Below are 19,985 nucleotides of genomic sequence, written 5' to 3'. Positions count from 1 at the left end.
CAATGCCGGCGATGCTCCGGATCATCATTGCCGATGTGCTCGATCGCGAGCCGGATATCGTGATCACGAGCCAGTCCTCACGCCACGAGGACTGCCTGCGAGAGGCGCGCGGGCACCGGGCGGACATCGTCGTGACGCAGGACGGTCCGGGGAACCGGGATCGCTGCCTCGAGCAAATTCTCGCGCATCCGCCCCTGGCGGTTTTCGTGCTTTCGCCGGACGGAGGAAGTGCAAGCGGGATCAGTCTCGCTCGCCGCCCGATCGCGCTGGGCCGCGAAAACGCAGCGTATCTCGCAGAGGCCATTCGGCGCATGGCTGCAGAACTTTCCACCTGAAGGGCGGAGGTCGATCATGAACAACAACTACGACGATCTTTCGGAGCTGGAGCGCGAGTTCGAGCTGGAGATGGAAGCTCCTGGAGAGGACACGTTCGAGATCAGCTTCGAGAGTGCCGGCGACGACATGGAATGGGAGTTCGAGGAGGACCCCGATACCGAGACCGAACACGAATGGGAGACCGCCCTCGGCGGTGAGGACTCCGAATTCGAGTCCGGTTCGGGCGGCGAGTACGCCGACCAGACCGAGCACGAGTTCGTGGAACGATTGCTCGAGATCGGCAGCCGGAACTTCGAAAGCCCCTACGAAGCCGATGCGGCGATGAGCGAGGTGCTCGACGACATCGAACGGGAATACTTCTTCGGGGCTCTCAAGCGCGGGCTGAAAAGCCTCACCAAGAACAAGATGCTGAGGTCCTTGGCGAAGAAGGGCCTGACCCTTGGGGTGAACAGGTTCTTCCCCGGTCTCAAAGGGGCTCTCCAGCTCGCGCGCGGCAATGTGAAAGGAGCGCTGCTCAACTTCGGCAAACAAGCCTTGGGCAGTGTCGTGCCCGGCGGAGGCGCCATGTTGGACGCGGTCAAGGCGATCGGACTGCAAGCGGGCGATGGCCCGGCGCAGGAGCGCGAGACATGGGAAAACTACGTCAACCTATCGCGCGAAGCATATGAGCATCTCGCGAACAATCTCACGCCCAAGGCGGACCAGCCTGCCGAAGCCATGCGCCTGGCAAACAATGCCGTGCAACATGCAATCGCCAAGGCACAGGCCCGGACCGGCAGGGGACGCCCCACGGTCCCGGGTATGCGCCGGCGCGCGCAGGGGCGTGTCGCGCGCCTGCGCGTGGCTCCGGGTGAAACGATCAAGCTCATCATTGTCGGCGCATAGCGTGCGCAGACCATGCACGGGCGACAGGACAGGCTCGGGAGACGCATCCAGTCGATCCAGTTCCGGATCGAGAGCCTGTCGAAACTGAGGAACCTCGTGATGCTCTCACCCGAGATCGACATCACAGAACGACAGTGGGCGGTCATAGAACCGCAACTCGTCGCATCGTCCGCCCGGCTCTCGGCGAGGTTGCATCGCGCCGCCGAAGCGTTGCTCCCAAAGGCGGGGGATGCGGCCCCGGCCCGCAACCTCAATGGAGCGCTGGGGCAGATCGAGCTCGACATGTCCCGCGCATTCACCTTCTTCGACACCTACATGGACGTGCTCACCCAGCGCCACGCGCCGGTGCTCGGCGCCATGCTCGCGGGATGCGACGTGCTCGCATTGGAGGCGATGCGCCGCGACCATCCGGCGCTGGCCACCATCGAGCCCCCGCTGGTTTATTGTGAACGCGGCATCGGCGCAGCGATCGCCCGCGAGAGCGTGCCGTTCCCAGACGGATCGATGAACCCGATGCCGCTGATCCAGATTCCCTACGCGCGGCTCAGTGAGAAGTACAACCTCACCTCGCTGCTGCACGAGGCCGGCCACCAGGCGCTGGCGCGGCTGCAGCTCGTGGGCGCGCTACCAAAGCTGGTGGAGGAAGCGCTCCAGGCTGCCGGGGCGTCACGCACCACAAGCCAGCTCTATGCGCACTGGATGTCCGAGATCGGCCCCGATTTCTGGGCCTTCGGGTTGACCGGGGTGGCGGAGGCCGCGGCGGTCTGCGAGATTTTTGCGATGCCCTCGTCGCAGGCGCTGCGCATCGCCCCCGGCGATCCGCATCCCCCGCCCTATTTGCGCGCACTGCTTTGCTTCGACTGGTGCCGGCGCGCGTGGGGGATGGGGCCATGGGACGCATGGGAGCACGACTGGCTCGACGCCTATCCGCTCGACGCCGTGCCGCCCGAAACCCGGCGTATCCTCATTGAAGCGCGCCGCTGCATTCCGGTCGTCAGCCACGCGCTGTTCGGCGGCCGCTTTCGAGAGCTTGGCGGGCGCAGACTGCTCGATCTGCTCGACCTGCCCGCTGTGGCACCAGCGCGGCTCGAGCAAATCGCGGGTTCGACGGTCAGGAAGATCGCGCTCGAGGGACTCACCCCCTGCGCCCAGCTGGCGGCGTTCCGCATGATCCGCGTGTGGCGCAAGGTCCCGGAGCAGCGGCTCGACCGGATGATGACCGAGTGGCTGGTCAAGCTCGGCAAGGGGCGGCGGCTCCTCAACTGACAAACGAGACGGAGATAGCGAAATGGGCAAACAACCGCAGCAACCCGGCGCCAACCAGGGGTCGACGGAGGCGCAGCAGTCGGCGTCGACGCAGCAGTCGGCGCCGGCGAGCCAGACAGGCGAGGCTAGTCCCTCCGTCGCCGGCCGCGAGGCACAGCTGGTGCAGCTGACGATCGCCCCGCCACGTGGAGTCCCGACCATGCAGCGGCTGCGCGACCTGCCACGCGTGACCGTCGCCTTTCCGCCGTGCGCTGAAGAGCTGCTGTCGCTGATCAAGACCAGCGATCGCGACGACATCACCGTAGCCTTCAGGGATTATTTCAAATTCTATCGCCACCAGATTCTCGGACAGGACAGCAGCAGCGGGACCGTTGAAGAACTCGATCAGAAGGTCGCCGCCGAGCTCGATCCCGACCTGAGGAGCTGTGAATCGGGCGGGATCATCCTACATGGCCCACAACCTTCCGACTGGCCGTCGGATTGCTGCCTGTGTACCCCTTGCGTGACGCTCGACGGTGTGCGCAATCCGTCGGCCGACCCCGGGACGCCGCCTGTCCCCGGAATGCGCCGCCTGTGCGCCGGCGACGTCGTGTGGCTCTTCTACCATGAACGAATGGGCATCCATCAGGTGCTCGGCGCCATCCTTGATGCCTTTGCGACCAGCGGACGCCTGCCGATTTCGAACGGCTCGCTGGATCTCGGCGTCAACACCAACATCGTGCGGGACGACATCACTGCGCTGATCCTTGAGATCATGGTCAGGCAGACCAAGATGGGAATGTCGAGCTCGGTGCGTGATCGTGGAGCACTTTATCGCACGAGCCTCGGCTGGGAATCGTTGCTGGCCAAGCCACTGAAGCTCGACACGGAAGTGAACACCGGCTTCTCCAACCTCTTCCATCGCTTCATCTTCAATGCGCTCGAATTCTATCGCGACAAGCGCCTGGCCGTAGCGATTCAGAGTACCGCCGTGCCGACGGCACGCCCTTCGGTGGCGACATTGATTACCCTCAGCGACACGATCGACGTGCTCAAGAAGCGGTTCGAGGCGTTCTCCTACGGGCGCAACTACTACAATGCGCTCGCGGGCATCGTGTGGACGGTCTCCGCCATGTCGGTCATTCGCGAGCTTCGTGGCACCTTGGGTATTCCGAGCGCCTTCGAAGCCGCGCACGAATTCATCCCCGCGGCGTACGACCTGCTCGTCCTGAAGCGTCCGGTGACCCGTGGGGACGTCAACCGATACGAGGTCCACCGCTCCTGCGCGGTCAACGGCCGCGATATCCTGCTCGATCTCGAGGTGGTTGATCACCGGAAGAACCAGCCCGGCGAGGAGCTCGAGGACTGGCTCAACCAGATCGAGGCAAAGGTCGAAGGCTATCGCACGGCCTACCGCAACTTGACGGGGATCGACCTCGGAGCCTCGGCGAGCAGCGCGGTCGAGCAGCAAGTGCAGGCCGCGGCCTGAACGCGCGCCATGTACGCGGACTTCGGATCGGGCCCTGGCCGCAGTGCCTCGCGAAATGGGGCAAGCTGATGGAGCAGCTCCGGCAGACGGCGCAGGAGCGCAATGCCTGAGCTGTGGTCCTTCGGACGCCGGCCCTGTCCGAAGCCCCTTGTGCCTCAAGGGAGATAGCCCATGCTACTCGAACGCCTTCGCTTCGAACGCGAGCTCGAGCTTCTCCTGGAGGGGCCCGGTGACGCGTCGGCGCCATTTCCGATAGTTCGCGCAGACCGCCGAACAATCTATGTTCTCGATGCGCCGCCGTTCAGCAACTTGCCCGAAGCAGTGAAGACCGCTGCCCTCGACGAGCTTCGCGCATTGTTCGCGTTCGTCGGGGGGGAGTCGGGAAGGAAGATCACGGTCGTGGCGCTGTCGGAAGCCAATTTCCCGCAGTCTTTCGCCTTTTCCGATTCCGTGGTCGTGCTGATCGACAGCTCGAGCGCGCTGCAGGCGCATCTGACCGACAGCTTCCGGCTCCAGGGCCAGAATGCGGAGGCCGCGCTCAGGGGACAGGATGTGCAATTCCGGAACCCGTTTTCCTCGCCCAAGCGGGAGGGCATCAACATGGACCGCGCGGGGCTCGCCAAGCGCGACAAGCGTATCATCGGCGGACGCGCGTTTCCGTTCATGTCAGCTTATTGCTCGCTCGCCGAGATCATGTCCGATTTCGTCGATCTGGCGGATTCGCAGGTCGATGTGCGAAAGGTTCGCCAGCGCCGTGCCGGACCGCTCAACGCACGGGATTTCGCCACGCACCGTGCGCTTCTCGAAACCGCGGTCATGACAGTGCTCGACAACCCCGGCGACCCGGCAAAATGGATTTGGCGGCCTGAGCTTTTCGGCCAGCTCATCGGCCGCACCATGGCGCACGAAGTCCGACATACGTACGTCGGGGCCGGTCACGCCGCGGCGGGGCTTGGCGCAGACGGCGCACGGGTCGAAGAGACCAAGTTCGCGACGTTCTCCAAGGCCGATCAGGCGGCGATCGCTCGCGCGATCCAGGCCGCTGAAACGCAGCAGGGACGTCGTCCGGTTGTGCCGACCAATCCACCGGGGCAGCCCTTCCCGTTTTAGCCTCCCCGCGAAAGGGACATGCGATGGTGTTCGAGAGAATGCGGTTTGAGGCGGAGCTGCAAACCTTGTCCGAAGCCGGCCGCCCCGGCCAAGTCGCGCTGAAGGGCTCTCCCGAGCGTCTTCCGCCGCCCCCGAAAGCCTGTGCCGATCTCTTTGCGGGAACGCGGGTCGCGGTCGTCGGTGCGGGCCTCGCTGGCCTCATGGCCGCGCTTCGCCTGCGCGAGCGAGGCGTGGCCGTGACGGTCTATGAGGCACGCGCGAAGGTCGGCGGCAGAGTCTCGACGCGCAAGAAATTCGCAGCCGGCAGGATCATCGAGGAAGGGGCCGAACTGATCGGATCGTTCCACACCGCTTGGCTCGAGCTCGCGCTGCGCTACCGCCTCTCTGTCATCAGCCGCATGGACAGCGAACATTACGACCGCCAGGGTCTCCGGTTGAAGCTCGCGGTCAACGGCCGGGAACTCGCGAACGCCGAATATTTCGACTTGTCGGACAAGCTCGACGCCGTCCTCACGAAAATCGCCGATTTTGCCGACGGGCTGGTGTTCGATCCGTCGACGCCGTGGATGTACTCCACCCTCGCAGGCTACGACGGAGAAGACGTCGAGAATGCGCTCCAGCAGCGGTTCGGGGTCAGGAAGACCGAGAGGCGCCCCGACGGGACCCAGCAGATCACCGGACTATGGCGAATGCTCGAGCATCTGCTCGTCAACGATGAGGTGGCGCAACTGAAGGACATGAATTTCCTTGGCTTGCTGTGCAAGGTGAAGGCAGGTCAGGGCAAACGCTTGGGGCGGCCGCTGGGCAAGAACCCTGAAGACGATCGGCAGCGCAAGATGGGCTATTGGGATGAGCTGGAGATATTCCGGTGCGCAGAGGGCTGCGGAACGCTGGCCGAGAAGATGGCGGCCGATCTCAAGGCGGGAGTCAAGGGGAAGCTCAAGACGAGGATCAATCTGCTATCCCCCGTCACGCAGATTCACCTGACCGATTCCGGCGTTGTGCTCGGCATTAGCAAGGCTAGTCCGAACGGCGAAATTGAGAAGGAGGCGCCATATCCGGCGCTGTACGATTACGTCGTCTTCACCGCGCCGCCGACCGTTTGGAACCGCGTTAGCGTAACCACTGGCGGAAAGATCGAAAAAGGCAAGGCGCTCGGCGGGAAAGCGTTCGACTTGAAGGCGAAGATCGGGGTGATGCGCGACGGCCCCGCGATAAAGCACTTCACCATCACCGGCGAGCGCTTCTGGCTCAGCGAGGTGCCGCCCGCGGCACCCGATGGTGGGACCGCCGAACTAGGGCAGATCTGGGAGGAGACGGACAACCAGATGAGTACCGGCGCGGATCAGGATGCGGTGCTCGCCGTCTTTGCCGGCCCGCTCATCGCGAGCCCGATGAAGCCTGGGGGAATGGCGTTCCGCGCACCGAGCAAGGATGAATGCACCGCCGCGCTGAGGAAGCTCTACCCGAAAGCCTATCCGAAGAGCCCGAAGATCCTATTCGCGAACTGGCCGGAGACGCCGTTCATCAGGACGGGTTATGCCTCGCCGGCCAAGGGCCAGGTGATGACTGTGGGGGCCATGCTCGCCAGACCCTGGGGCCGCATGATCTTCGCCGGCGAACACACACACATGGCGTTCTTCGGCTACATGGAAGGCGCACTGAGATCGGGTGAGCGCGCCGCGACGCTTCTCGAGGGACTGGTCTGCGGAGGAGCCATCGCGCCGCAGCATGCCGGGGGCACTTTGGTCGCCTAGTGCCGCCGGCTGGCGAGGCATTCACGCGAGGACGTGAAAGCCAGCCTCAATGGCATGGCCGCCGAGTTCGACGAGATCCGGCAAACTTCACACGATTCTTCACATGATTTTGGAATTGAGGGACCGCGCTAAACGCGCTAGAAGAGAAAACCCGTAAACATCAGATGGTTGCGTTCGGGCTGGGTATTGTCAGGCGAGCCTTTTCGGATTTTGGTACCGTCATTCGGAGGTTCGAATCCTCCCGCCCCAGCCATCCACTCGCATCCGGTTCGGTACTCAAGCCGCTGATTGGCCGAGGCGATCCCAGGATTCGTCATCATCACGCGCGTCAATTCAACGCGGGTTCCGCGTGAGCATTTCGAATGCGTCACGATAGACAGGATGAGCCTCTCTCCGTAGGTCTAGAATAGATAGGAATCATAACAAGCGGAGAGGGTGATGAAGATGGGGAAGGCGGGAAGGGTGCGTCCGATGCAATGGGCGAGGTACACCGTGGCGGGGCTTGCCCTGGCTTGCGCGCTGGCAGTGCCAGCACGCGCACAAGACGACCGGATGACGCCGATCGCAACCCCAGCGCAGCCCACGGCAATCGTGCTGGACACCGGCAAGCTCCCCGGCTCCACGGCACCCGAGGCATGGCATAGCCAATATGGCAGCGTCTTCGCCCGCAATGTCACGGTCGCGACGCTGACGCCCTTCCTTCCCGATCCGGCAAAGGCCACGGGCGCCGCGGTGGTGGTGGCGCCCGGTGGCGGCTTCCGCACGCTATCGATGGAGAATGAGGGCTGGCAGGTCGCCCGCGCGCTCGCCGAAAAGGGCGTCGCCGCCTTCGTGCTCAAATATCGCCTGAACCCGACGCCGGTCGACATGCCGGGGTTCGAGCGTTCGATGCGCGAGATGTTTTCCGCCACCGCCGTGCGCCCGCCGCGGCCGAGCCCGGAACAGGCAATGGCCGACCTTGCGCCGCAGATCGCCGATGCGCGCGCGGCGTTCGCGCTGATCCGCCGCCGCGCCGGCGAGTGGAAGATCGATCCGGACCGGATCGGCATGATCGGCTTCTCGGCGGGCGCGATGCTCACCATGGCCACGACGCTGGCCGGGCAGGATGCCAAGCCGGCGTTCATTGCCAACATCTACGGACCGCTCGCACCGATGACGCCGCCGGCCGACGCTCCGCCGATGTTCGTCGCGCTCGCTGCCGACGATCCGTTCTTCGCCCAGGGCGGCTTCGGCCTGATCGACTCGTGGCGGACAGCGAAGCGCCCGGTCGAATTCCATTTCTTCGAGCAGGGCGGCCATGGCTTCGGCATGTATCCGAAGGAGACCACCAGCACCGGCTGGTTCGACTCCTATGTCCGCTGGATCGGCATGCACGGGATGCTCAAGCGCGCGCATTGATTGGAACCGGCAACCCCCTCCTTGCCAAAAGGTGGGGGCTTGTCTGGCCGGTCATTTTGTCGGACTAATTCCCAGGTCGCGCGGGACTGCGCGTCGCCCCCGCGCTGATCGCCAGCGACATATCAGGGAATAATGATGCTTGGTTTCGCACGTCTCGGCACTGCCGCCGCTCTCTCGATCGCCCTGGCACCGTCGGCATTCGCCCAAGCCGGATCCTCGGCTCCGGTCGTGGTGACCGTGGACAGCGCCAAGCCCGGCGCCAAGATCGATCGCAACATCTTCGGCCAGTTCGCGGAGCATCTCGGCACCGGCATCTACGGCGGCGTCTGGGTCGGCAAGGATTCGCCGATCCCGAACGTACGCGGCATCCGCAAGGACGTGGTGGCCGCGCTCAAGGCGATCCGCGTGCCGAACGTGCGCTGGCCGGGCGGGTGCTTCGCGGACGAATATCATTGGCGCCACGGGATCGGCCCCGCCAAGGACCGCCGGATCACGATCAATTCGAACTGGGGCGGCGCGACCGAGCCCAACAGCTTCGGCACCGACGAGTTCATGGACTTCGCCGACCAGATCGGCAGCGAGGCCTATGTCTCGGTCAACCTCGGTTCGGGCACCGTCGCCGAGGCCGCCGAATGGCTCGAGTATATGACCGCCGACCCGGTGACCACCGCCGGCAAGGAGCGTGCTGCGAACGGGCACCGCGAACCCTACAAGATCAAGTACCTGGGTCTCGGCAACGAGAGCTGGTCGTGCGGCGGTGCGATGCTGGCTGGGCATTATACGGATGTGATGAAGCCGTTCGCGAGGTTCGTGCGGAACTACAATCCGGCGCAGGCGGCGGACGGGCCCGGCGCGATGCAGCGGATCGCGGTCGGCCCGGGCGACGACGATCCCGCCTATACCGAGGCGGTGATGAAAGCGTGGAAGGCGCACGACTGGAGCTGGAGCATCGAGGGGCTCTCGCTCCACCGCTACACCACCGGCGGGGGCTGGCCGACCACCCAGCCGAGCACCGGCTTCGACGAGAGCCGCTATGCGCTGATGCTCAAGGAAACGCTGGGAATGGACGGCCTGATCGCGCGCACCGCCGCGATCATGGACAAATATGATCCCGAGAAGAAGGTCGCGATCGCGGTCGACGAATGGGGTGCCTGGCTCGCGCCCACCCCGGGGAGCAATCCGGGCTTCCTCCAGCAGCAGAATTCGCTGCGCGACGCGATACTGGCCGCGCTCAACCTCAACATCTTCGCGCGCCACGCCGACCGCGTCCGGCTGACCAACATCGCCCAGATGATCAACGTACTCCAGGCGATGATCCTCACCGACAAGGAGAAGATGGTCCTCACGCCGACCTACCACCTCTACAAGATGTACCTGCCGTTCCAGGACGCGACCTTCGTGCCGGTGACGTTCGACGCGGGCGAGTACACCCAGGGGGACATCAAGCTGCCGCGCGTGGACGCGGTCGCGGTGCGCGACACCGCCGGCAAGCTGTGGCTCGCCGTGACCAACATCGATCCGGCCCGTCCCGTTCGCGTGGAGGCGCATTTTCCGGGCGTGAACGTGCGTTCGGCGCGCGGCCAGGTGCTCACCGCGCCGCGCGTGGACTCGGTGAACAGCTTCGAGGCGCCCGACGTGGTGGTCCCGAAGCCCTTCGCAGGCAAGGCGGCCAAGGGCGGCGTGGTGCTCGACCTGCCGGGCAAGTCGGTGGCGATGGTGCAGATAGACTCCTGAGCCGTCCATCTGCGCAAAAGAGGCCCCGGATCAGAACTCTTTTTGGAGGCCTTTGCGCAGCATGACCGAACGCGGGCCGTTCACGCGCAGGGCCATCTCGGGATCGAACATCCAGGCACTGGGCAGCCGCAGCGTGCTGCCCAGGACAGCTCGAGCTGGTCGCGCTTCCAACCCCCGGGCCGAGATCCGATGGGCGGGGGATGCGGTATAGTCGAGGAGCCGGACGCCGTCCTGGAACGCGTGCCACCACTCACCGCGCACCCGCGGCGTCACTGTGGCGCCGTGCTGCACCAGCGACTGCGGGCCCCGACCGAGTGATTTGTTTCACTCCTGTGTCGGTTTTGCGGTGCAGCATCGTCTGACTGGATGCGGGCACCCCGTATCGCAGCACCGCTGCACAGTCAGGAGTCATCCAATGGCGCGTCAGGTAACCGACAACCTACAATTTGAGACCGCGGCCACGCCGTACCTTCTCGAGGACTCGATCGGCGGCACTTACGGCGACAAGCCGATCTTCAACCAGGAGCAGGTGATCGCGCAGATCGACGCGGGTGCGGAGATCAGCGGCAAGACGATCACCTTCGGCTTCCTCGACGGCCCGCACACCATCGGGCAATACAACAAGCCCGGCGCCCATTTCGTCGAGCCGGCCGGCTATGAGCCGTTCACCGAGGCCGAGAAGACGGCGACCCGCGAGATCATGCACATGTGGGACGATCTCATCGCGCCGAAGATCGTCGAGAAGAACGGGAACGGCGCCGACATCATGCTCGCCACCAGCTTTCTCGAATCGCCGCCGGGCAACGGCTGGTCGTACATTCCGATCGAGGGGAAGCACGAAAACCTGAAGTTCTGGAGCGACGTGTGGATGGCGGGATCGGGCGCCACCCACTATGGCGAGATGGGCCAGAACACGCTGGTCCACGAGATCGGCCATGCACTCGGCCTCAGCCACCCCGGGCCCTATAATGCCGGTGCCGACAATGACGGCGACGGCCAGCCGGATCCGATCGTCTCGGTCTATGCGCAGGACACCGGGCAATTCACGGTCATGTCCTACTTCAGCACCATCGAGTCGGGTGGCGCGCTGACGCTGAACCTCGCGCTGCCGGGAATCGTCGCCCCGCAGACGCCGATGCTGCACGACATCCTGACGATCCAGTCGAAATACGGCGCCGATCCGACGACGCGCGCGGACGACACCGTCTATTTCGCCAACTCGACCGCCGGGCTCGGCGTCTATGACCTCGCCGAAAATCCCTATCCCTATCTCGCGGTCTATGATGCGGGCGGCAACGACACGTTCGACTTCTCGACCGCGACCAACGGCGTGTTCCTCGACTTGCGGCCGGGGGCGTTCAGCTCGGCGTCACGCGGCGTGATGACGCTCGACGAAGCCAATGCCGTGCACGCGGCGTACAACGCCGAGGCCGGCCAGGACCTCTGGGCCCCGTTCGACGAAGCCGGATATGCCGGCTGGCTCGAGTTCGCCCTGTCGCAGGGGCAGGAGGCGCTCGTCGAGGCCGACACGGGCGTCGCGGGGATCAGCGCCACGATGAACCGCAACGTCTCGATCGCCTACAACACCGTGATCGAGAACGCGATCGGCGGGGCGGCGCGCGATTATCTGCTCGGCAACGACGTCGCCAACGTGCTCAAGGGCAATGGCGGCGACGACGTGCTCAACGGCCTGGGCGGCGACGACCAGCTGTGGGGCGGCGAGGGGGCCGACGAGTTCCGCTTCTTCGACCAGAGCGGCAACGACACGATCCTCGACTTCGTCTCGGGCACCGACAAGATCCATCTCGCCGGCATCGACGCGAACATCGGCGAGGCCGGAGACCAGGCCTTCGACTTCGTGGGCGACGCGGCCTTCAGCGGCACCGCCGGCGAGCTGCGCAGCTACACCAGCGGCGGGCTCAATTTCCTGGCGGGCGACGTCGACGGCGACGGGTTGGCCGATTTCACCATCGGCACCGGCGCCTCGCACGTCGTGGCGAGCGACTTGTTCTTCTAATTCGATCGGGAGCCCGGGCCTGGCGGCCCGGGCTCTTCTTTGCGAAGTACCGAGCAGGCGATTCCGCGGTAAGTCCGTTACTTTCGCTCGATGGAAATTTCGTCCGCAAACTTGCTTCCGCGATAATTTACAGCCGTCGAAAATCAGGTCCCGGCCATGAAGAGAGCCTGGGTTTAATTCGCAACAATGCAATTGCGTTCGGTTGCATCAACGCTTGTTCCGCCCCGGAATCGATTTGCGTGACGGGGCCTTTTCCCAAGCCCTAACGGGAAGTTAACACGAGTTTACTGGCGACTCCCGCCCGTCGATTCTAACTGCCCGCCATCCTCAAGGGTGGGAATATCGACATGATTCGGGGCAAGAGCGGGCGCGTCGCGCGTCGCGCGACGGTGGCTTTGATTTCCTTTGCAGCGACGGGCTTCGTGTCCGCGGCGCACGCCGAGGGCATCCAGGCCGGCACCGTCATCGTCAACAAGGCGACCGCCAGCTACAATACGGGCACGTCCACCAGCACGGTGGAATCGAACGAAGTGCAGGTGCGCGTCGACGAACTCATCGACGTGGCGGTCGCTTCGTCGGACAGCTCGGCGCAGTCGGCCAGCTCGACTTCGGCGGTGCTGACCTATTCGGTCACCAATACCGGCAATGGCGAGGAAGCGTTCAAGCTGACCGCCAACCCCTCGGTCGCAGGCAACGGCTTCGACGGCACGGTTCAGACCGTGGCGATCGATAGCAACGGCAACGGCATCTATGACGCCGGAGTCGATACGGTGGTCACCAACGGCGGCGCGAGCCCGCTCATCGCGCCCGACGCGTCGATCACGGTCTTCGTGGTCGTCGCGCTTCCGGCAGGGGCAACCGACGCGCAGACCAGCCAGGTGCGGCTCACCGCCGAAGCCGTCACCGGCACCGGCGCGCCCGGCACGGTCTTCGCCGGCCAGGGGCAGGGCGGCGGCGACGCGGTCGACGGCGCCTCGGGCGGCGACGACGACGCGCTCGGCTCGATCGTCGCGAGCCTCGCGACGGTGTCGCTGGTCAAGTCGCAGACGGTCGCCGATCCGTTCGGCGGCACCCAGCCGGTGCCCGGCGCGGTGATCACCTACACGATCGTCGCCAGCGTCGCCGGTTCGGGCCAGGCCGAGAACCTCCATGTCGCCGACGTCATTCCGACCGGCACGACCTATCAGGCGGGCACGCTCAAGCTCGAGGGCAATGCGCTCACCGACGGCGCCGACGGCGATGCGGGCACTGCTTCGGCCGCGGGCGTCGATGTCGCGCTGGGCACCGTCACCGGCGGCGGCACGCGTTCGGTGAGCTTCCAGGTGAAGATCAATTGAGCCGCAATTCGCGAAGGATCGTGACCATGTTCAAGACTCTCCTGGCGGTTTGCTCCGTCCTGACGATGGCCCCGGTCGCCGCGCTGGCCGCGCCCGATCCGGTCGTGCTCGAAGGCGGTGTGAAGCTCGAGAAATCGGTCGTCGAGAACGGCGTCGCCAAGCCGGTGCTGGTCGAGCCCAAGGTGGTGGTGCCGGGTGACCGGCTGCTCTTCACCACGCGCTACGCCAACAAGGGCACGCAGGGCGTGAGCAACTTCGTCGTCACCAACCCGCTGCCCGCCGCGGTGCGCCTGGCGCCCGAGGGGGCGGCCGGCCTGCAGGTGTCGGTCGACGGCGGCAAGAGCTGGGGCACGCTCGCGAGCCTCACCGTCGCCGAGGGGACGGGGCGACGCCCGGCACGCGCCGACGACGTGACTCACGTCCGCTGGACGATCCCCGCGATCGCGCCGGGCGGCACCGGAACGGTCGAGTACCACGCCATAGTTCGCTGACGCTTAAACGACCCGCCGGCCGCTTCGCGCGAGTAGCGTAGGCGAGGAGCCGGGGGGCTTCACGAGGAAAGACAAGAGATGACACACTCCGGCACGCTGCCGCGAGTGGCGGGCGCGCTTGCGCTCGCCACTCTGGTCGTTCGACCCGCCTTCGCTTCCGAGACGCAGGCCGGATCGAAGATCACCAACACCGTCACCGTCAACTACCAGGTCGGCGGCGTCGCGCAGACTGCGACCCAGGCTTCGGACACGCTGACGGTCGACCGCAAGATCAACCTGCTGGTCGAGGAAGTCGGCACCGTCACCACCACGGTGACCCCGGGGCAGACCGCCGCGGTGACGACGTTCAAGCTGACCAACCTGTCGAACGCGACGCTCGACTTCGCGCTCACCGCCGCGCAGCTCGCCGGCGGCACCGCGGCGCATGGCGGGACCGACAGCTTCGACGTGTCGAACATCAAGATCTATGCTGACAGCAACGCCAACGGCACCTATGATCCGGGCACCGACACGCTGGTGACCTATGTCGACGAGCTGGCCGCCGAAGGCAGCCGCACGCTGTTCGTCGTCGCCGACGTGCCGCTGAGCCTGGCCAATGCCAGCGTTGCGGGCGTCACGCTGACCGGCGAGGCCCGCGAGGCGGGTGCGGCCGGCACGCTGGGCGCGGCGCTGACCGAGACGACCGGCGCCAACACCGCGGCGATGGACACGGTGTTCGCCGACGCCGCCGGCGTGACCGACGGCGCGCGCGATGCCCGCCATTCGGACAATGACGACTATACCGTCTTCACCGCCACGCTTTCGGTGCTGAAGTCGAGCTCGATCATCAGCGACCCGATCAACGGCACGACCAACCCCAAGTTCATCCCCGGCGCGACGATCCAGTATTGCATCGCCGTGACCAACGCCGCGGGCGGCGCCGACGCCACCAACGTGGCGGTGACGGACACGCTTCCGACGCAGATCACCTATGATGCGGGCTATGGGATCAAGCTGAGCGGCACGGTCGTCTCGGGCCAGTGCCAGCTCAACGGGACGGCCGGCGGCAGCTTCGCCTCGGGCACGGTTTCGGGCACGCTGCCGACCGTGACCGCAGGCGACACGCGCACGCTGGTCTTCCGGGCCACGATCAACTGAGGACGACGGGGCCGGCCTCGTGCCGGCCCCGGCCGTGACCCGCATGATCACCCTGCGTCGCACCTTCGGCATAGTGGCAGTGCTCTTCTGGGCACTGGCGCTGTCGTGCGCCTTCGCGGCGCAGGCGCAGACCATCACCAACGTTGCCGGCGCGCGGTGGAGCGAGGGCGGGCGCGCGGCCGAGGCCCAGTCGAACGGCGTCACGCTCACCGTCAGCCCGTCGCCGGTGACGATCGGCACCTATCAGCGCAGCGACAACGAGGGCAGCCCGGTCGACTACACGCCGTCGCGCTGCGCGGGCCAGCAGCACGCGGCGGCGAACGATCCGCAGCCGACGCTGTCGGTGCCGCTCGCCCACACGACCACCGTCGTCGCGGGCACCACGCTTTATTTCAGCCTGAGCGCGCCGGCGGCGAACCTGCACCCCGATGCCATCGACCAGGTCGTGGCCAAGGTGCGGACCTCGCGCGGCGATGTGGAAACCGTCACGATCTTCGAGACCGCGGAGAACAGCGGCGTCTTCCTGGGCGCGCTTCCCACGCGGGCGGTTCCCGCCGTCCCCGTCTCGGGCGACTGCGCGCTGACCGTGGGCGCGGATGACCGCGTCACGGTGGAGATACTGGGCACCAGCGGCGGCGTGATCGCATCGGCCGAAGTCACTGCGCTGGTCGATCCCTATGGCATGGTGTTCGACAGCGAGGACGGCACGCCGGTCAACGGCGCGCAAGTGACTCTGGTCGATGCGGCGACCGGTGCCCCGGCGCGCGTGTTCGCCGACGACGGCGTCACGGCATGGCCTTCCAGCGTGATCGCCGGCCAGCCGATCACCGATGGCGCGGGCAACGTCTATCCGATGCCGGCGGGAGGCTATCGCTTCCCCCTCGCGGCGTTCGGCAACTACCGTATCGTCGTCACGCCGCCCGCGCCCTATTCGGCGCCGTCGAGCGTCACGCCCGACAAGCTCGTCGGCGTCACCCATGCCGACGGCACTGCGATCCACATCTCGGACGGTTCCTACGGCAAGCCATTCGCGCTGAGCACGGCCGCGCCGATCCGCATCGACGTGCCGGTGGACCGGCCGCCGGTGACGGTGACGCTCGCAAAGACCGTCTCGCGGGCGGCCGCAACGCCGGGCGACGCGGTCTTCTACACGATCACCGCACGCAACCCGGACAGCCACGTCAAGCGGCAGGTGACGCTCACCGATACGCCGTCGCAGTGGCTGAGCCTGCGCAAGGACAGCATCCGCGTCGACGGCGAGCCCAATGCCCAAGCGGTGCAGCTCTCCGCCGACGGCCGCTCGCTCGCCATATCGCTGGGCGACGTCGCCGCGGGCGCGGTGCGGACGGTCACCTATGCCATGTCGGTGCGAGTCGATGCGCCGCCGGGCCAGGCGATCAATCGCGCCGAAGCGGTGGACGCCCGCGGCAACCGCACCGTCACCACCGCAGCGATCCGGATCGAGCGCGAGACGATCGCGGGGCGGATGACGCTGATCGGCCGCATCACCGACGGCGGCTGCGCGCCCGACGCCAGGCATCAGGGCATCGCCGGGGTGCGCGTGATGCTCGAGGACGGCAGCTTCGCCATCACCGACGCCGACGGCCGCTATCATTTCGAGGGGCTGGTCCCCGGCACGCATGTCGTCCAGGCGGCCGGGCAGACGCTCCCCGCGGGCGGGCATTTCGTCGATTGCAGCCGCTCGACTCGCAGCGCCGGCAGCGCGACCTCGCGCTTCGTGATCGGGCAGGGCGGCGGCCTGGCGGTCGAGGATTTCGTGGCAATGGTCCCCGAGCGCGCGGCCCAGGCAGAGGAAAAGCGGCCCGCGAGCGACCGCGGGGCGGCAGGCGGCGACACCGACTGGCTCGCGCTGGGCGACGGCCCCGACGGCTTTCTGTTCCCCACTGCCGAGCACAATCCGCGCGCGCCCGCGGTCCGCGTCGTCATCCGCCACCGCCGGGACCAGACGGTCGAGCTCGCCGCCGACGGCAAGCCGGTCGACAAGGTCGCCTTCGACGGGACGCGCAACGCCGCGACGCATTCGGTGAGCATCTGGCGCGGCATCCCGCTCTCGGGCGACGTGACGCACCTCATTGCGACGATCCGCAACAAGGACGGGTCGGTCGCCTCGCAGGCGACGCGCGACGTCTATTTCTCGGGCACGCCGGCGCGCGTCGAGCTGCTGCCCCAGCGCTCGCACCTGATCGCCGACGGCGCGGCGCGGCCGGTGGTCGCGGTGCGCATCCTCGATCGCTTCGGGCGCCCGGTGCACGACGGGCTCACCGGCCAGTTCGCCGTCAATGCGCCCTATGAGAGCGCGGCGGCGCTCGATGCGATGCAGGCGCGTGCGCTTTCGGGGCTCGATCGCGCGCGGCCGACCTGGACGGTGCACGGCGACGAGGGGATTGCGCTAGTCGAGCTGGCGCCGACGATGGTGAGCGGCCCGCTGCATCTCGATTTCAGCTTCGTCGACCGCGACGTGAGCCGCAAGCAGACGCTCGACGCCTGGGTGATGCCGGGCGAGCAGAAGTGGACGCTCGTCGGCCTCGCCGAAGGCTCGCTGGGCGCGCGCACCGTGGCGGACAATATGGAGCGCGGCGGCAGCTTCGACAGCGACCTGGGCGAGCGCGCGCGCGTCGCCTTCTATGCCAAGGGGCGGATCCAGGGACGCTATCTGGTGACGCTGGCCTATGACAGCGCCAAGCAGCGCGACGACCAGCGGCTGCTCGGCGCGATCGATCCAAACGCCTATTACACCGTCTTCGCCGATGGGTCGGACCGCCGCTTCGACGCCGCGAGCCGCAACAAGCTCTACGTCCGCATCGAAGCGAGCAGCTTCTATGCGCTCTATGGCGATTTCGTCACCGGCTTCGACCAGACCGTGCTCGCGCGCTACGAGCGGACCATCACCGGCGTAAAGGCCGAGGGGCAGATCGGGCAGGTCCATGTCCAGGGCTTCGCCACGCGCACCGCCCAGGGCCATCGCCGCGACGAGATCCAGGGCGGCGGCATCACCGGCCCCTATCGCCTGTCGAGCCGCGACATCATCGCGAACAGCGAGACCGTGACGATCGAAGTGCGCGACCGCTTCCGTTCCGAGCAGATCGTCGAGCGGCGGTCGCTGGCGCGTTTCACCGATTACGACATCGACTGGCTGGCAGGCACGATCAGCTTCAAGGAGCCGGTGCTGAGCCGCGACGCCACGCTCAATCCGCAGTTCATCGTCGTGAACTATGAGATCGACGATGCGCGCGGCGGCGCGATCAATGCGGGTCTGCGCGCCGATTGGACGACCGCTGGCGGCAAGCTGCGTGTCGGCGCGACCGCAGTGAGCGACACCGGCGCGCGCGAGGGCGGCGAGCGCACCAACCTGGCGGCGGTAGACCTAAAGGCAAAGATCGGCGCCGACACCGAAGTGCGCGCCGAAGCCGCGGTGAGCCGCGCGGGCGAGCAGACCTCCAGCGCCTGGCTGGTCGAGGTCGAGCACCACGACGGCAAGCTCGACGTGCTCGGCTATGCCCGCTCGGCCGACCGCGACTTCGGCGTGGGCCAGCTCGCCGGGGCCGAGCGCGGGCGGCGCAAGCTGGGCGTCGACGCGCGCTACAATCTCACCGAGAATTGGTCGGTGATCGGCAGCGGCTGGTACGATCACAGCCTGATCGACGACGCCAGCCGACAGGCGGTCGAGCTCGCCACGGCCTATCGCACCGCCGACACCGAAGCGCGGATCGGCATCACCAGCTTCCGCGACCATCTGACCGACGGGACCAGCGCCGGCTCGACTCTGCTCGAGGCGGCGGCGACCCAGCGGCTGCTCGACAGCCGGCTCGAGGTGACGCTCGCGAGCAGTGTCGCGTTGGGCAAGGCCGAGTCGATCGACTTGCCCGAGCGCCACCGGCTGGGGCTGCGCTATGCGCTGATGCGCGACGTGAAGCTGGTCGGCAGCTACGAGATTGCGCAGGGCGAGGCGATCGATGCGCGCACCGCACGCGTGGGTTTCGAAGTCGCCCCCTGGGCGGGCGCGCGGATCCTGACCACCATGGGCGAGCAGGACGTCGCCGAATATGGCAAGCGCAGCTTCGCGGCCTTCGGGCTCTCGCAATCGCTGCAGGTCAGCCGGCACCTAACGATCGACGCGACCGTGGATTCGTCGCGCACCCTGGGCGGGTTCGACGCCGGGCGGCTGGTCAATCCCGCGCATCCGGCCGCGAGCGGCGGCACGATCAGCGAGAACGGCACGCTGGCGGAGGACTTCACTGCGGTGACGCTCGGCGGCACCTGGCGCGGCGGGCGCTGGACCGCCACGGCGCGCGGCGAGCTGCGCGACGGCGAGCTGGCCGATCGCAAGGGCGTGACTGCCGGCGCGATCCGGCAGCTCGGCGAAGGCTCGATGGTCGGCGCCGGGCTCAGCTGGACGCGGGCGGATGCGGACGACGGCCAGTCGAGCGAAGTGCTCGATGCCGCCATCTCGGCCGCGCATCGGCCGGCGGACTCGGCGCTCGCGCTGCTCGGCAAGCTCGAGTTCCGCAGCGACAGCGTCACCGGCGCGATAGCGGGCGAGGCCGGCGCGGCGGGTCGCAGCGCGATGACGGTGACCGGCGACGCACGCTCGCGCCGCCTGATGGCGAGCCTTTCGGGCAACTGGTCGCCGCTCGGGGTTGACGGATTCGACACGGTGCAGCGCACCGAGATCGGCTTCTTCCTGGGCGCGCGGCACAATTTCGACGTCTATGAAGGCAATGCGATCGACGCGACTTCGCTGCTCGGGGGGCTGGACGTGCGCCTGGGGCTCGGCGAGCGGTTCGAGATCGGCGGCGCCGCGACGGTGCGCCACAATCTCACCGACGGACTGACCAGCTTCGCGTTGGGGCCGCAGATCGGCTTCAATCCCGCGGACGACGTGCTGGTGACGCTGGGATACAACGTCAGCGGCTTCCGCGACCGCGACTTCGCCGCCGCGCGGCACACCGACGCGGGGTTCTTCGCGGCCATGCGCGTCAAGTTCGACACCGACACGCTAGCGACGCTGGGGGTTGGACAATGACGGCG

At 66.8% G+C, this 19,985-nt stretch carries 14 protein-coding genes; 13 read left to right on the top strand and 1 reads right to left on the bottom strand.

The features are described 5' to 3' along the window. Positions 1-2: 2 nt before the first annotated feature. The 8 genes from J7500_RS14095 to J7500_RS14060 all read left to right on the top strand — a co-directional run bounded on the left by J7500_RS14095 (position 3) and on the right by J7500_RS14060 (position 9,954). Complete coding sequence (locus tag J7500_RS14095) at positions 3-335, top strand: hypothetical protein (RefSeq protein WP_294062442.1); 333 nt, start codon at positions 3-5, stop codon at positions 333-335. Positions 336-351: 16 nt separating this feature from the next. Further along, positions 352-1,221 carry a hypothetical protein gene (locus tag J7500_RS14090; protein ID WP_294062440.1) on the top strand — a complete coding sequence of 290 codons (870 nt, stop codon included), beginning with the start codon at positions 352-354 and terminating at the stop codon, positions 1,219-1,221. 99 nt (positions 1,222-1,320) lie between these two features. Next, a complete protein-coding gene (locus tag J7500_RS14085) occupies positions 1,321-2,487 on the top strand; it encodes a hypothetical protein (RefSeq protein ID WP_294062438.1) in 1,167 nt (388 codons plus the stop codon). A gap of 22 nt (positions 2,488-2,509) precedes the next feature. Next, complete coding sequence (locus J7500_RS14080; protein ID WP_294062437.1) at positions 2,510-3,955, top strand: hypothetical protein; 1,446 nt, start codon at positions 2,510-2,512, stop codon at positions 3,953-3,955. Between the two features lie 171 nt (positions 3,956-4,126). Further along, on the top strand, positions 4,127-5,065 hold the full coding sequence (locus J7500_RS14075; RefSeq protein ID WP_294062436.1) for a hypothetical protein: 939 nt from the start codon (positions 4,127-4,129) through the stop codon (positions 5,063-5,065). Between the two features lie 23 nt (positions 5,066-5,088). Further along, complete coding sequence (locus tag J7500_RS14070) at positions 5,089-6,822, top strand: NAD(P)/FAD-dependent oxidoreductase (protein ID WP_294062435.1); 1,734 nt, start codon at positions 5,089-5,091, stop codon at positions 6,820-6,822. A gap of 471 nt (positions 6,823-7,293) precedes the next feature. After that, positions 7,294-8,220 carry an alpha/beta hydrolase gene (locus J7500_RS14065; RefSeq protein ID WP_294062683.1) on the top strand — a complete coding sequence of 309 codons (927 nt, stop codon included), beginning with the start codon at positions 7,294-7,296 and terminating at the stop codon, positions 8,218-8,220. Positions 8,221-8,355: 135 nt separating this feature from the next. Continuing rightward, positions 8,356-9,954 carry an alpha-L-arabinofuranosidase C-terminal domain-containing protein gene (locus J7500_RS14060; protein ID WP_294062434.1) on the top strand — a complete coding sequence of 533 codons (1,599 nt, stop codon included), beginning with the start codon at positions 8,356-8,358 and terminating at the stop codon, positions 9,952-9,954. A gap of 30 nt (positions 9,955-9,984) precedes the next feature. Here J7500_RS14060 and J7500_RS14055 read toward each other — a convergent pair whose 3' ends face one another. Continuing rightward, positions 9,985-10,245, bottom strand: coding sequence for a hypothetical protein (locus J7500_RS14055; RefSeq protein ID WP_294062433.1), 261 nt, complete (start codon positions 10,243-10,245; stop codon positions 9,985-9,987). A gap of 124 nt (positions 10,246-10,369) precedes the next feature. On the opposite strand from J7500_RS14055, the gene J7500_RS14050 reads away from it, so the two are divergent. From J7500_RS14050 to J7500_RS14030, 5 genes are all read left to right on the top strand, one after another. Next, entirely contained in the window at positions 10,370-11,971 is a 1,602-nt protein-coding gene (locus J7500_RS14050; RefSeq protein ID WP_294062432.1) for a M10 family metallopeptidase C-terminal domain-containing protein, read from the top strand. Positions 11,972-12,318: 347 nt separating this feature from the next. Then, positions 12,319-13,308: a hypothetical protein gene (locus J7500_RS14045; RefSeq protein ID WP_294062431.1), complete on the top strand. Its 990-nt coding sequence runs from the start codon at positions 12,319-12,321 to the stop codon at positions 13,306-13,308. Between the two features lie 26 nt (positions 13,309-13,334). Next, on the top strand, positions 13,335-13,799 hold the full coding sequence (locus tag J7500_RS14040; RefSeq protein WP_294062430.1) for a hypothetical protein: 465 nt from the start codon (positions 13,335-13,337) through the stop codon (positions 13,797-13,799). A gap of 78 nt (positions 13,800-13,877) precedes the next feature. Continuing rightward, on the top strand, positions 13,878-14,936 hold the full coding sequence (locus J7500_RS14035) for a hypothetical protein (RefSeq protein ID WP_294062429.1): 1,059 nt from the start codon (positions 13,878-13,880) through the stop codon (positions 14,934-14,936). 43 nt (positions 14,937-14,979) lie between these two features. Next, on the top strand, positions 14,980-19,980 hold the full coding sequence (locus J7500_RS14030) for a hypothetical protein (RefSeq protein WP_294062428.1): 5,001 nt from the start codon (positions 14,980-14,982) through the stop codon (positions 19,978-19,980). Positions 19,981-19,985 lie beyond the last annotated feature (5 nt).

Source organism: Sphingomonas sp., assembly GCF_017744835.1.
Classification (GTDB): domain Bacteria; phylum Pseudomonadota; class Alphaproteobacteria; order Sphingomonadales; family Sphingomonadaceae; genus Sphingomonas.
The sequence above is the reverse complement of the archived record's forward strand: the minus strand, read 5'-3'. Positions and strand labels throughout refer to the sequence as shown.

What these genes read in the sequence shown, in the direction of transcription:
- J7500_RS14045 (WP_294062431.1), top strand. Translation starts at nt 12,319, where the DNA reads ATGATTCGGGGCAAGAGCGGGCGCGTCGCGCGTCGCGCGACGGTGGCT.
- J7500_RS14075 (WP_294062436.1), top strand. Translation starts at nt 4,127, where the DNA reads ATGCTACTCGAACGCCTTCGCTTCGAACGCGAGCTCGAGCTTCTCCTG.
- J7500_RS14080 (WP_294062437.1), top strand. Translation starts at nt 2,510, where the DNA reads ATGGGCAAACAACCGCAGCAACCCGGCGCCAACCAGGGGTCGACGGAG.
- J7500_RS14085 (WP_294062438.1), top strand. Translation starts at nt 1,321, where the DNA reads ATGCTCTCACCCGAGATCGACATCACAGAACGACAGTGGGCGGTCATA.
- J7500_RS14035 (WP_294062429.1), top strand. Translation starts at nt 13,878, where the DNA reads ATGACACACTCCGGCACGCTGCCGCGAGTGGCGGGCGCGCTTGCGCTC.
- J7500_RS14095 (WP_294062442.1), top strand. Translation starts at nt 3, where the DNA reads ATGCCGGCGATGCTCCGGATCATCATTGCCGATGTGCTCGATCGCGAG.
- J7500_RS14070 (WP_294062435.1), top strand. Translation starts at nt 5,089, where the DNA reads ATGGTGTTCGAGAGAATGCGGTTTGAGGCGGAGCTGCAAACCTTGTCC.
- J7500_RS14065 (WP_294062683.1), top strand. Translation starts at nt 7,294, where the DNA reads ATGCAATGGGCGAGGTACACCGTGGCGGGGCTTGCCCTGGCTTGCGCG.
- J7500_RS14090 (WP_294062440.1), top strand. Translation starts at nt 352, where the DNA reads ATGAACAACAACTACGACGATCTTTCGGAGCTGGAGCGCGAGTTCGAG.
- J7500_RS14060 (WP_294062434.1), top strand. Translation starts at nt 8,356, where the DNA reads ATGCTTGGTTTCGCACGTCTCGGCACTGCCGCCGCTCTCTCGATCGCC.
- J7500_RS14050 (WP_294062432.1), top strand. Translation starts at nt 10,370, where the DNA reads ATGGCGCGTCAGGTAACCGACAACCTACAATTTGAGACCGCGGCCACG.
- J7500_RS14040 (WP_294062430.1), top strand. Translation starts at nt 13,335, where the DNA reads ATGTTCAAGACTCTCCTGGCGGTTTGCTCCGTCCTGACGATGGCCCCG.
- J7500_RS14030 (WP_294062428.1), top strand. Translation starts at nt 14,980, where the DNA reads ATGATCACCCTGCGTCGCACCTTCGGCATAGTGGCAGTGCTCTTCTGG.